The sequence below is a fragment of the Myxacorys sp. genome, from assembly GCF_059501405.1.
Genome location: NZ_JCACCM010000144.1, coordinates 77,317 through 89,572, shown reverse-complemented (window position 1 = coordinate 89,572; position 12,256 = coordinate 77,317). Strand labels below are relative to the sequence as shown.

General features: G+C 48.5%; 10 protein-coding genes. 4 read left to right on the top strand and 6 right to left on the bottom strand.

Annotated elements, in window-relative coordinates:
• The first annotated feature begins 167 nt into the window (after nucleotides 1–167).
• The gene (locus AC5I6P_RS19595) at nucleotides 168–623 is read left to right on the top strand and encodes a hypothetical protein (RefSeq protein WP_495695464.1); all 456 of its coding nucleotides are present in this window, start codon (nucleotides 168–170) and stop codon (nucleotides 621–623) included.
• A 202-nt stretch (nucleotides 624–825) separates the two neighbouring features.
• On the opposite strand, the gene AC5I6P_RS19590 is transcribed toward AC5I6P_RS19595, so the two are convergent.
• Together AC5I6P_RS19590 and hisA are read right to left on the bottom strand one after the other, a co-directional pair.
• Nucleotides 826–2,061, bottom strand: a complete 1,236-nt coding sequence (locus tag AC5I6P_RS19590) for an LL-diaminopimelate aminotransferase (RefSeq protein WP_495695463.1) — start codon at nucleotides 2,059–2,061, stop codon at nucleotides 826–828.
• 102 nt (nucleotides 2,062–2,163) lie between these two features.
• Nucleotides 2,164–2,937, bottom strand: coding sequence for a 1-(5-phosphoribosyl)-5-[(5-phosphoribosylamino)methylideneamino]imidazole-4-carboxamide isomerase (gene hisA, locus AC5I6P_RS19585; protein ID WP_495695462.1), 774 nt, complete (start codon nucleotides 2,935–2,937; stop codon nucleotides 2,164–2,166).
• A gap of 192 nt (nucleotides 2,938–3,129) precedes the next feature.
• Here hisA and AC5I6P_RS19580 point away from each other — a divergent pair, with 192 nt between their 5' ends.
• Nucleotides 3,130–3,945 carry a hypothetical protein gene (locus tag AC5I6P_RS19580; RefSeq protein ID WP_495695461.1) on the top strand — a complete coding sequence of 272 codons (816 nt, stop codon included), beginning with the start codon at nucleotides 3,130–3,132 and terminating at the stop codon, nucleotides 3,943–3,945.
• A 219-nt stretch (nucleotides 3,946–4,164) separates the two neighbouring features.
• Here AC5I6P_RS19580 and AC5I6P_RS19575 read toward each other — a convergent pair whose 3' ends face one another.
• Both AC5I6P_RS19575 and AC5I6P_RS19570 read right to left on the bottom strand, forming a co-directional pair.
• The gene (locus tag AC5I6P_RS19575) at nucleotides 4,165–5,148 is read right to left on the bottom strand and encodes a glutathione S-transferase family protein (protein WP_495695460.1); all 984 of its coding nucleotides are present in this window, start codon (nucleotides 5,146–5,148) and stop codon (nucleotides 4,165–4,167) included.
• Nucleotides 5,149–5,258: 110 nt separating this feature from the next.
• The gene (locus tag AC5I6P_RS19570; RefSeq protein ID WP_495695459.1) at nucleotides 5,259–5,954 is read right to left on the bottom strand and encodes a pirin family protein; all 696 of its coding nucleotides are present in this window, start codon (nucleotides 5,952–5,954) and stop codon (nucleotides 5,259–5,261) included.
• Between the two features lie 652 nt (nucleotides 5,955–6,606).
• Here AC5I6P_RS19570 and AC5I6P_RS19565 point away from each other — a divergent pair.
• Nucleotides 6,607–7,251, top strand: a complete 645-nt coding sequence (locus AC5I6P_RS19565; protein WP_495695458.1) for a M23 family metallopeptidase — start codon at nucleotides 6,607–6,609, stop codon at nucleotides 7,249–7,251.
• A gap of 106 nt (nucleotides 7,252–7,357) precedes the next feature.
• On the opposite strand, the gene AC5I6P_RS19560 is transcribed toward AC5I6P_RS19565, so the two are convergent.
• Nucleotides 7,358–9,109, bottom strand: a complete 1,752-nt coding sequence (locus tag AC5I6P_RS19560) for a FecR domain-containing protein (RefSeq protein ID WP_495695457.1) — start codon at nucleotides 9,107–9,109, stop codon at nucleotides 7,358–7,360.
• A gap of 307 nt (nucleotides 9,110–9,416) precedes the next feature.
• Here AC5I6P_RS19560 and AC5I6P_RS19555 point away from each other — a divergent pair, with 307 nt between their 5' ends.
• Entirely contained in the window at nucleotides 9,417–11,063 is a 1,647-nt protein-coding gene (locus AC5I6P_RS19555) for a hypothetical protein (RefSeq protein ID WP_495695456.1), read from the top strand.
• A 133-nt stretch (nucleotides 11,064–11,196) separates the two neighbouring features.
• On the opposite strand, the gene AC5I6P_RS19550 is transcribed toward AC5I6P_RS19555, so the two are convergent.
• Nucleotides 11,197–11,904 carry a hypothetical protein gene (locus AC5I6P_RS19550; protein WP_495695455.1) on the bottom strand — a complete coding sequence of 236 codons (708 nt, stop codon included), beginning with the start codon at nucleotides 11,902–11,904 and terminating at the stop codon, nucleotides 11,197–11,199.
• Nucleotides 11,905–12,256 lie beyond the last annotated feature (352 nt).

Genomic DNA, 12,256 nt, shown 5'->3' with positions numbered 1-12,256 from the left:
AGGGTTTTGAGCTTCGGGTTTGAAAAAAGTGAGTGTGAAATATCGTCGCCAAAATCCTCATCCGATTGAACGATTTTGAAGTTGCTCCCTAGAGAGAGGGAAAGAAATTGTGCCTTTTTTACTGTGTTGTGTAGTGTTCAAAAAGTAGAAAAAAGAAATTTGTAAATATGGCAACTCAAAGCGGAAGTAAAGCTCAGCACGATGAGAATGTTTCCAAAGAAGCGAAGCAACATCAGGCAGAAGCGACTGAGCAAAACAATGCGCCTGACCTCGAATCCGCCGCTGAACTTCTACACGGTGATGTTACTGAGGTAGAATCCGACGTGGCGATCGATGCGATCGAAGAGTGGGTGGACTTCCTCAAGGGTCACAAGGAAGACGGTATCAAAGACCTGTCGGCGAGCTTGAAGGAACTGAAAAAGCTTTTGAAGGGCAAGAGGTCAGAAGCAACCGAAATTGCTGAGGTGCTGCACAAATTGGGCGAGCAGACCAATGCGATCGGTGACGAAGCTGAGCGGGGCGTGAAAGGTCCTCTGCACAAGCTTGGTAAAGGGTTGATTGCAGCAGGTAGCAAGATCGAGAAAATCGCCGAAAAAGCGGGCAAAGGGTCTGAAACAAAATAAGTCAATCTTCTAATTCTTGAACCGCTTGGAACAGCGCTTAGTTGCTCCAAGCGGTTCAGTTTTAGTAAACCCTTTGTCTACATCGACGCTTGCAATCAAGCGGCGAGCTGATCACCGATCGTCTGGATTCCCTCAATTCTTAGCTGTTTAACCAGGACACAGAATTTTCTAACGAGAAAGTTGACCTACATCTTAAACTTCCCTACACCTTAAACTTCTCTGTGATCCGCTTCATCACTTCATTTACATTCTCGCGACTGTTGAACGCTGAAATGCGGAAGTACCCTTCACCCGCTGCGCCAAAGCCCGAACCTGGAGTGCCAACAACATGGCAAGTGTTTAGCAATTTATCGAAGAAATCCCAACTCGACAAACTGTTAGGTGTTTGTACCCAGACATAAGGCGCATTTGTACCGCCGTAAACTTTAATTCCCGCGGCTGTTAATTGTTCGCGAATAATTTTAGCGTTCTCCATGTAGAAGGTTACCAGTGCTTTTGTTTGCGCTTGACCTTCAGGAGAGTAAACGGCTTCGGCTCCGCGTTGCACGATGTAAGACACGCCATTAAATTTGGTGGATTGACGGCGGTTCCAGAGCTTCCACAACTCAACATCAGATCCGTCGGCAGCTTTGGCAGTGAGAGTTTTTGGTACGACGGTCAAGGCGCAGCGCGTTCCGGTAAAGCCTGCATTTTTGGAGAACGATCGAAACTCGATCGCACAGTCTCTTGCGCCTTCAATCTCGTAGATCGAGTGCGGCAAACTTGGATCAGTGATAAACGCTTCGTAAGCCGCATCAAAGAAGATAATCGAGCCGTTTGCGTTGGCGTAGTCAACCCACGCTTTGAGATGCTCTTTGGTTGCCGTTGCGCCTGTCGGATTGTTGGGAAAGCAAAGGTAAATGAGATCTACTTTCTGTGAGGGGATTTGCGCCGTGAACTGGTTCTCCGCCGTAATCGGTAAATAGACTAAGCCACCAAACTCACCTTTCTCGTTTGCCTCGCCCGTATGTCCTGCCATTACATTCGTATCGACATACACCGGATAAACCGGATCGGTGACAGCAATCGTGTTGCGATCGCCAAAGATGTCGAGCATATTTCCGGTATCGCATTTCGAGCCATCGGAAATAAAAATTTCTGACGCATCAATGTCGCAACCACGAGCCTGAAAATCGTGGGTTGCGATCGCGCTTCTAAGCCATTCATACCCCTGCTCTGGACCGTAGCCTTTAAAGTTAGCGCGATCGCCCATTTCTTCGACTGCCTTGATCATCGCCGTGCGGCAAGCTTCGGGCAGTGGCTCAGTCACGTCACCAATTCCTAACCGAATGATTGGCGCATCGGGATGGTCGGCGGCAAAGGCGTTAACACGACGGGCAATCTCAGGAAAAAGATAGCCCGCTTTGAGCTTCAGGTAATTGTCGTTGATGGTTGCCATAGATTGTGATTTGCGAGGTCGTTAGACAGTTTACTGCGAAAGCCCTTTCTCTGTAGGGCTAACTCAGTGGCAGCGGATTTATAGCGAATATTACTGAAATACTTAAGCGATCGCGGAGGAACCGAAGTCTGGTGGAATGTCTTGCCAACGTCCTTGACCTACCGCCCGCACGGCTTCTTTTAGCGATACATCCCCTGTGTAGATGGCTCGACCGACGATCGCGCCCGTCACGCCTTGCGGTTCTAGCGCTAATAAACTCAGCAGATCGGTCATCGAACTGACGCCGCCCGAAGCAATGACTGGAATGTCTACCACAGAAGCGATTTCTCGGAGCGCCTCTAGATTTGGGCCTTGAAGCGTACCATCGCGGTGAATGTCGGTGTAGATGATGGCGGCAGCTCCCAGTTTTGCCATGCGATCGCCCAGATCCGTTGCCAATACTTCTGAAGTTTCTAGCCAACCTTTGGTCGCTACTTTGCCGTTGCGGGCATCAATGCCGACGATGATCTGTTCTGGAAATTGGGTGCAAAGCTCCGTGACTAGTTCAGGTTGCTCGACAGCAACCGTTCCGAGAATCGCCCAACGCACTCCAGTGGCGAGCAGATCGGCAACACTGCTGCGATCTCGCAACCCGCCGCCGACTTCTACGGGGATATCTACCGCTTGCACAATCGCCCGAATCGCGTCTAAATTGACTGGACGCCCCGCCTTTGCGCCATCGAGGTCAACAAGATGTAGCCGAGTCGCCCCGTCTTCTACCCACTGCCGAGCTACCGCCACCGGGTCGTCGTGAAAGACCTGTGACTGATTATAATCTCCTTGGTATAACCGTACGCATTTACCGTCTAGTAGATCGATCGCAGGAATAACGTCCATAGAATGAGCAATTCTAAAATGAGCAATTAGGGTATAGCGTACAAGGAATTATGGCTCGTGTTGAGTTGCGGTTCCTGCGGAGTTGCGCTCTGCGCTAATCGAAAGTCTTCTTGCAAAAAATGCTAAATGAGATGAAATAAAGCTGGCTCTAGGGTGTAGGGTTTAGAGATAGAGCGATCTGAGGAAACACACATGGTAGCGCGTCGGCAGCAAAAACCGTTGGCAAATCTCTCCAAGCAAGCGCCTAAGGAGCAAGCGCCCAAAGAGAAAGCTCCTAAAGCTCAAGCACCTGAAGATCAAGTGATTGAGGCAGAAGTCGTTCCAGAAAAAGAAGGTGCTCCAACCCCAGAAACGCCTGCCATAAAAGATGCTTCACCCCAAAAAGAAACCTCAACAAAAGACGTTTCAGCAGAAGATGTTTCAAAACTCGAATCAAAAATTGCCGAATTAAAGGGTTCTTTAGAAAAAGCTCAGACAACAGAAAAAACGCTGCAGAGTGCGATCGAACAGTTGCAAACCCAGTTAGATGCGCAAACAAAGACAACTGAGAAACTACAAAAAAGTCTAGAGAAGTCTAGCGCAGTTCAGACCGAGCTAGAGGAGGCACAAAAAGCAGCAGTGCGCCTCGCAGAAGCTAATCAAAAGTTGATTGACGAAAACAAAGCACTTAAGGAAGCGCAACTAGCTGAGCAAACAAAAACTGAGAAACTCCAAAAAAGTCTAGAGAAGTCTAGCGCAGTTCAGACCGAGCTAGAGGAGGCACAAAAAGCAGCAGTGCGCCTCGCAGAAGCCAATCAAAAGTTGATCGACGAAAACAAAGCGCTTAAGGAAGCGCAAAAGCCAGAACCAAAATCAGAGAAACTAGCAACATCGCAATCTAGGTCATCCCAATCGGCTTTAAGTCCTCAGGAGGACGTTCTTCGTCGGCGACAAACGGCAGCGCTCTCTCATCCAGTATTTCCGGGCAGCCCACAGCAGACTGATTTAGATATTGGTTGGGCAGATTGAAATTCGATCGTTCTGTTAGCTACTAAGCTTTTTTCATCAAATGCTGGGCAAACCGGAATACTTTCTCAATGAAAATGGAATTGCTACCGCTATGGCAATTCCGGTGGACTATTCATCAAGGGAAGAAATCAAGAGTTTGCCATTAGCAATCAAGCTAAAGAGACATTTGATGTGAGCGCTGCGGAGATGTCAGAATCACAGAACCGATAGTCCGAGAAACTAAGCCGCGCGAGATTGCAGCGTGAAGCGATCGCGGTTGTGCTGCTCTTCAAAATCAATGATTGGCCCTTTCGGCACAATCTGATTTGGGTTTACTTGGGTCTGGCTGATGTAATAGTGGCGCTTAATGTGGTCTAAGTTGCACGTCACTTTGATGTCTGGATGCTGATACAGATCTTTCAGATAGTTCCAGAGATTCGGGTAATCAACAAGCCGTCGTAAATTGCATTTGAAGTGACCGTGATACACCGAGTCAAATCGGTAGAGGGTTGTGAACATACAGATATCTGCCTCGGTCATTTGGTCGCCACACAAATAACGCTGTTTATCGAGAACGGTTTCCCATCGATCTAGATGGTCAAATAGTTCTGTCACTGCTTTTTCATAGGCTTTCTGAGATGTAGCAAATCCCGAGCGATAAACACCATTGTTAATTGGAGTATAAATTGCGTCTATCGTCTCATCTATTTTCTGTTGAAGTTCACGTGGATAAAAATCTATTTTTTTCGTTGCTAATTCTGCAAACTCTACGTCAAACATCCGAATAATTTCACGAGATTCGTTATTGACGATCGTTTGTTTTTGCTTGTCCCACAATACTGGAACTGTAATGCGCCCCGTGTATTTTGGATCGGCTTTGAGATAAATTTCTTGCAAACATTGGGCGTGATTGACCGAATCGGGAACTGCGCCCGCCTCGTCAGAAAACATCCAGCCCTTGTCGCTGAGAATTGGATCGACAACCGACATGCCAATCGCCTCAGTTAAGCCTTTTAGCGATCGCATAATCAGCGTGCGATGCGCCCACGGGCACGCCAACGACACATAAAGATGATATCGTCCTGCCTCTGGCTTAAATTCGCTAGAGCCGTCGGTTGTTACCCAATCCCGAAACACGGTTGGAGTGCGGTTAAATGCGCCCCCTTGATCCCGTTCGTTCCACTCGGTCGTCCACTTCCCTTCGATCATTCTGCCTAATGCCATAATTTCCCCTGGTAGTAGTAATAACAATCGTGATTTTGATACGCCAGTAATAAAACTCTCTTAAGTAGGTAGGGAGCAGCAGAGAATATATATTCTCTGCCGCAACTGCGTTATGCCAAGTCAAACACTAAAACCTCTGTGTCTTCTTGACCCACAAGTTCTAGCGTTTCTTCGTCATCCAACGCCGCTCCATCGCCTTGATTTAGCAGATGACCATTCAGCGAAACCGAACCGCGTACTACCTGAACCCACGCATGACGATGATCAAGCGCATGATTGACCTGTTCACCATTTTGCAAAATAGTGCTGTAAAGATTGACATCCTGGTGAATTGTGACCGAGCCATCTCGTCCGTCCTGAGATGCAATCAGCCGTAGTTTGCCGCTCTTTTCCGCTTGGCTATACTCTTTCTGCTCGTACCCAGGCTCTAAATCGCGTTGAGATGGCAGCAGCCAAATTTGCAGCAGGTGAACATTTTCAGATTTGGAGTGATTGTACTCGCTGTGGGTCACTCCCGTTCCAGCGGTCATACGCTGCACTTCGCCAGGGCGAATGATGGAACTGTTGCCCATGCTATCGCGATGCTCTAACGCGCCCTCCAAGACGTAAGTAATGATCTCCATATCGCGGTGAGCGTGCGTCGGAAATCCTTTGCTTGGTGTGACGCGGTCTTCGTTGATCACACGCAGGCTCCGAAATCCCATGTGATTCGGGTCGTAGTAATTGGCAAACGAAAAGGTGTGGTAAGTGTTCAACCAGCCGTGATCTGCGTGTCCCCGCGCGATCGCTTTTCGTAGAGTAATCATAAGTGAACCCTATGTTTGGATCTAGAATGTACTAACTCGTACTTTCTGACCTAAAGATAGCATCTACACTGTTCTAGTGCAAACAATTAATCGAGCAATGTTAAAACCTCATGACAATTATCGGCAGCCTCTTAAACTCCGCGAAGCTGATGCTTCTAGAGCTAGCGCTAACCCAAATGATGAAACTGATTGAAAGATCCGATTTGCTTTTGGCACTCCGTGGAATCGCGTAAGGGCTCGAAGTACTTCTCTATTATTTCGAGATTAGTACCGACGGAATTCGCTATTTGGGAAGGCAACATTAGCCATTTGAATGAATTTTTGCTTGACCAATATTTTTCTCAAAATTGAAGCCTACTACTCCAAATAAAAATCGTGCAATCACGTATTCTATCTGTGGTTCCCGTGCGGTTCAATTTGACGAAATAAGCGATTCATTTAATAAAGATTTTACAAAGCATCCGCAAAACAACGGAATTAGTGATATTGGAAACGCAGGAAATCACGGGGGTTTTAGAAAAAGTTTGTGATTAAATTAGGCGATGGTTAAGTTGCTACAGAAGCCGGTCTTTGTATCCTGCTATACCACTTAGACTCACTTCTACGGCAGTCCAGTAGTTCTACCCGAATATCCTTAACGATGGGAAGTAAGATGAAGCCAGTTAAACCGTCTCTGATCCGATTTGGCGCTGTAGTGAAACGCCTAATGTTGCTTGCAGGAGTTAGCTGTTTAAGCTCAGTTGCTCTAGGATCGAGTCAAAATATCGTTGCCGCTCTAGAAACCGGATCGCAGCGTCTAGCGTGGCAAGGTGCTTCGTTTCCGGTGGAAAATTTTCAGGGGTATACCTCTGCATTTGGGTATCGTCGGTCTCCTGATGGGTCTTACAATCGGGAGTTTCACCGGGGTTTAGATATGGCAGCCCCCCAAGGTAGTTATATCCGCAGTTGGTGGGCGGGTAAGGTCATCGAGATCTCTGACAATAGTGCCTGTGGAACCTCGGTTGTGGTTCAGTCTGGCGATTGGATGCATATCTACTGCCACATGCAGGGGCGCATCGAACGAGATAGTGGGGGCAGGCGCTATATCAGCGATCGCGCAGGCGGTCTTCAGATTTGGGAAAACCAAGCGATCGCGGCTGGTGCACGAATTGGTCGAGTCGGTATGACTGGTCGTACTACCGGACCTCATTTGCATTGGGGCTTGAAATATACAGGTCAATGGGTTGACCCTGCTATGGTGCTGCGAGCGATGTATGCAGAGCAGGGCAGCCAGTCTGTGTCGAGTAGACCTCGGTAATCTGGAATCAAACCGCTTCATTAGTAAACGCCTAAATGCCTCTCCTATCGTTTTGGTAGGAGAGGCATTTCTGTCGTTACTCTTATCCTAATCCGGGGTTTCTCGATTAAGGGTTTGTTTGAGCTGGCTGCAAATTAGGAGCCGGAGGATTTACATCTACATTCACTTTCACAGCAGGCAGGGTTTCAACTGCAATAGGAACGACCGGAATTTGTGAACTAGGTGCCTCTACAGGTTGGCTGGGCAAAGCTTGAGTCGGGGCTAGATTTGGAGATGTCACAGGTTGCGGATTAGGAGGAGATGTCACAGGGGTAGAAGGAGGGGTAACCGGATTAGAAGGAGGGGTAACCGGATTAGAAGGAGGGGTAACCGGATTCGGAGCATTACCTCCTGCACCAGGGTTAGCTGCACTAGGATCTTTTGTGGCTGCTTGTCCTCCAGTAGATTCTAGTTGCTGACGCGGATTAGGAGGAGATGTCACAGGTTGCGGATTAGGAGGAGATGTCACAGGGGCAGAAGGGGGAGTAACCGGATTCGGAGCATTACCTCCTGCACCAGGGTTAGCATTACCAGGATTAGCATTACCTCCTGCACCAGGGTTAGCATTACCAGGATTAGCATTACCTCCTCCTGCGCCAGGGTTAGCATTACCTCCTGCACCAGGGTTAGCTGCACTAGGATCTTTTGTGGCTGCTTGTCCTCCAGTAGATTCTAGTTGCTGACGCGGAGGAGTTTGAACTGGGTTAGGGCTTGGGTTTACGACAGGAGGTTGAGGAGACGGATTTACGACAGGAGGTTGAGGAGACGGATTTACAACAGGAGGTTGAGGAGATGGTGAAGGGCTGACTATCGGCTGCGGGGTTGGATCACCTGGGTTAGGCTGAATTAATGTAGGTGGTGATGCAGAAGAGCCCGGCTTAGCTTCCTGAGCCGGGGTTTGAGTGGGCTGTGGGCTTGCCGGTGTAGTAGGTGGTGTTTTATCCGTCGGTTGAGCCGGTTCGCTGGGTGGAGTTTTTCCAACCGTTGCACCCGGAATCTGCGGCACGTTCGTGTTTGCAACGGTACTCAAATTGCCATTATTAAACAGGGGTGTTGAACTAGGCGATAGTTTCGTATTGCTAGGATTCTCGATCGTGGCGATCGGGTCAAGCGGCTTTTGTTGCCGTAAGGCATCTGCGGTCTCTCGCTGAACTGCCGCGATCGCAGGATCAGGACTAATTCTTTCTTTAAGCGGTAAATCTAGACCGCGCACCATATCACTGGTTTCGTAAAACGTTGGAATATCAAATCTGTAGCGCCGAATAAATCCAGTCTGATCGACAATTGCCATCTGTCCAGCTTCCAACGCCTGCTTCTCTCCATTAGCCGCCGTGATCTCCATCGGCCCAGCAGGATTGTTGGTGAGCGCTCCAACTAAGGTGGTTTTGGTTTTCTCGTCATAGCGCACAAACAGGGCTGATCCCCTGACGCCCGCCGATGCATTGGGCGTATCAATTCGGGTACTGCCTTGACCCGGCTTAATTAATAACAGTACGGTGCCATTGTTAAGGCGGAAGTTTCGCGTTCCTGGCGTAAATCTAAATAGCGCAAGTTCGCCAACTCTAGCGTAAGATCCATCATTAAAGCGTAGTCCTGCCCGCGATCGCTTAGATGTCCAAAGGGCATCTTCGGGAAGCATCTTGTCTCTCACTGAGGCATTCCGCAACCCCTGGTTTCTAGGCTGCAAGCGTACTTGACGAATGACCTCACGGATTTCAGCAGATTTGAGCGTTGTCTCAGCACGAACTGGCAGCGAAAATAATGCGGCACTCATTCCATAAAAGGCAGCCGTGACGGTTAGGAACAGTTTGGAGGACATAGACGCTCCTATGACAGAGAGAGGACAAAGCAAACCGAAAGTGGACTCATTCAACGCAGGTTTGCCGATTAAACTTTACAGGAACTCGGCCTATAGCGAGTAACCTATTTGGGTGAGAATACAGAACTGCATCTTTACGGATACTTTACATCTGATTCTAGAGCCTTGGGTGCCTCACTATATAGCTTTAAGAACTCTTCATAAAGAATTAGGTGAACGTACTCTGTATCACTGGTATATGCAAGAGTTATAGAAATGTTCCGGAAATCGTTCGTTATTCCTTGCTGAAGTAAAGCAAGAGTGCTCCATGACAGGCTGTGATCAAATTTCTCGTAATAAGCTCCTCCCGTTTCTATGGCTCTCGCAAAGTGTCTCTCAGGGGCGGAGACAACAGCAAGTGAACCAGTTTAGCTTTCATAGCTTAGGACAATTTGTATTTTGGGTCAGCTTAGGAGTTTCAACCCCTGTTTGGTCTGCGCCGATGCCGCTGTCTCAGCAAATTCCGCAAAATCGTGCAGAGAAGCTAGGCACGCTTGAAGTGCGCCTAGCGCCAAAGGCGCAAGCTCCGAAGGACATAGCGCAAAGCCCAACTTTCAAAAAGCTGGAGTTGTTCAACTCTGAGGCCAATCGCGTAGGAGGGGCTAAAGAGCTGGTTGAGAAGACACAGAGTGAGGAGGTACAGAGCCAAATTCCCAGTTCATTTAGTCAGACTAGAATCGTTTCGCAAGGAATTCTGAATCAGCCACTACAGAATCCGCTTCAGCCTTCACCGTGTTGGCAATCCTTGAGTCGATCGCGCTGCTCGTTTCAAGCGAGCCAGGCGCGATTGAAGCAAACCAATTCTGACGGTGCAAACGCCCTGCAAGCGGCGCAAGCTCTCGATCCAGAATTAGGAATCTTGCGAGTCGCACCGGAGACCGAGCGATCGCAAAATGAACTGGGAACGTTGCAAGTCGCACCAGAGACCGCACAAAACAGCGAGCTAGGAACGTTGCGAGTTGAGCCAGGGATGGACGACGAGCTAGGAACGTTGCGAGTCGCACCGGAGACGGCACAGCCAGATGAACTGGGAACCCTTGCGCCCCCTGATCTTAATGCTCAGTCAATTGATGGAGCCGCCGATCCAGAATTAGGAATATTAAGGTTGCAAGAAGACACCGTTCCACAACTTCCAGAACTGCCATCTCCTACCAAGCAAGCCTCTGTTTTCTTGCTGTCACGAATCGATTATTTTCGTACCACCAATGTTTTCTCGGGCATCGATCCCACCGATGATGGGCTAATCCGCTCAGGGGTGACGCTGTTTTATGCTCCCCGACTGGGACCTAAGACATTTTTGGTTACATCGATCGATGCAAACTTGATTCGCTACACGACTCTTGGATCGACTCGTGCTACTCGCGCTAATAGCCAAGGCTTTCTCAACTATGACGAACTCCGGTTTCGAGCGGGCATTTTTCATCAACTGACCCCTCGCATGTCGGGGGAAATCGGCTGGAGTAATCAACAACTCTTTACAGCAAAAGAAGGATTGCAAACGATCTTTAGCGGCGATCGCTTCTTAGGTGAAAATGCCCTCCGCATCGAGTTGAACCGCCAAGATCAAATTGCTCGAAAGCTGACGCTAAATACGTATTATCAGTTTCGCCTAAATTTTTCTGACCCTAACGATCGCAGCCGCCTGATCAATTCGCTGACAACATCTTTGAGCTACGACATTACCCCGAAGCTTCAAACCGCGATCGACTATCAAGTTGCGTGGTCACACTTCACTCAGCAGTCGCGAAATGATGTATTTAACCAGCTTGTGGGGCGTCTGAGCTATACGCTCAATCGGAGCAGCCAAGTCAATGTGTTTACAGGATTTAGCTTTGGCAATTCCTCTGAGCGTAATATTGATTTTAATGGGTTTGTTTTTGGGGCAGGGCTGGTATTTAACGTGCCACTGTTCTAGGGTGAGCTTCTCACGGTGTGAAGACAAGTATGCAGAACGGAGGGTAGATCAAGCATTTGTCTACCCTCCGTTCATCAATAGTCAGTCAAGTTTTATTAACTACTCCCCCGCCTCCAGCACAAGGCTTTAGACATCACGATCTGTAAGGGTTCAATGTTAACGACGAGTTGAGGCGCACACGCAAATCCTGTGGATTGACGACAACCACCTCATTTCGGTTGCGTCCAAGGAGCAGACCACCTAATGCACCTGCACCCGTTCCGATCAAGACTTTACCCAGCGTGATCCTCTTGTTGCCAGTGATGCCTGAAATGATGGCAGCGGCACCAGAACCAAGTGCTGCCCCTTTTAAAAGAGAATCGGTGCTCACTCCTCGGCGGATCGTTTCTCGGCGAGTTTCGACATTAGAAATCGCATCAATTTCTTGACGAGTTCCATTCGGGAAAATCAAGGTTCTAGCGAAAAATTGCGTTCCGCCCCCAGTCGGTCGGAATTCTCCTTCTACTTTGCTGCCTGAGGGAATCAAGATCGTGCGATCGCGGTCATTGCCGCGAACGTTCACCGGCAGCGTCAAGGTTGCCTTCAGCGTTTCATTTGGAGCAACCAAAATTTTCTCCTGGTCATAGCTCATCGGCAGCGTTGTCCCGGCAGGAATGGTGGTTCTTCCAGAGTAAACAGGTGGGGTTGAGCTTGGAGAGGGTGGGAAGAGTTGTGCCAGCGTCATGGGTGCGGGCGTGGCGGTAGCAGAACCCATCAGCGCGATCGGTGCGACAGCAGTAGAAGACATGCCGACGGTCAACGCAAGAGCAGTACTGGTTTGAAGTTTTTTCAGGTTCAGCATATAGATCCTTAAGTCAGTCTGGTGGCGATTAGATCTATTGACTCTGGGGAAGAGACAGGAGTTCCTTATTATTTTAAAGAAATGAAAACTTGGATCTTCCTAAATTGAAGGGATGAGGGATAAAGGAGAAGAGACGCTTGCGGCAACGCTAACGCCAACAAGCAAGAAGCTAGACTGAATTCATTCCTGCTGCGCGTCTTGACAAAGTAGTAGAAGCAAGTAGCAAAAGACCAAGCACAATTAAAAATACTATTTCAGTCAATCTAATATTGAAAGGCAAATCCAAAATCTCTTACAAATCAACCCTTTTAGCGATTACACTCAATAAATAAGAGTGCTGGTGTACTTTCGT

Coding starts and splice junctions, on each gene's coding strand:
- AC5I6P_RS19595 (WP_495695464.1), top strand. CDS start 168: ATGGCAACTCAAAGCGGAAGTAAAGCTCAGCACGATGAGAATGTTTCC.
- AC5I6P_RS19590 (WP_495695463.1), bottom strand. CDS start 2,061: ATGGCAACCATCAACGACAATTACCTGAAGCTCAAAGCGGGCTATCTT.
- hisA (WP_495695462.1), bottom strand. CDS start 2,937: ATGGACGTTATTCCTGCGATCGATCTACTAGACGGTAAATGCGTACGG.
- AC5I6P_RS19580 (WP_495695461.1), top strand. CDS start 3,130: ATGGTAGCGCGTCGGCAGCAAAAACCGTTGGCAAATCTCTCCAAGCAA.
- AC5I6P_RS19575 (WP_495695460.1), bottom strand. CDS start 5,148: ATGGCATTAGGCAGAATGATCGAAGGGAAGTGGACGACCGAGTGGAAC.
- AC5I6P_RS19570 (WP_495695459.1), bottom strand. CDS start 5,954: ATGATTACTCTACGAAAAGCGATCGCGCGGGGACACGCAGATCACGGC.
- AC5I6P_RS19565 (WP_495695458.1), top strand. CDS start 6,607: ATGAAGCCAGTTAAACCGTCTCTGATCCGATTTGGCGCTGTAGTGAAA.
- AC5I6P_RS19560 (WP_495695457.1), bottom strand. CDS start 9,109: ATGTCCTCCAAACTGTTCCTAACCGTCACGGCTGCCTTTTATGGAATG.
- AC5I6P_RS19555 (WP_495695456.1), top strand. CDS start 9,417: ATGACAGGCTGTGATCAAATTTCTCGTAATAAGCTCCTCCCGTTTCTA.
- AC5I6P_RS19550 (WP_495695455.1), bottom strand. CDS start 11,904: ATGCTGAACCTGAAAAAACTTCAAACCAGTACTGCTCTTGCGTTGACC.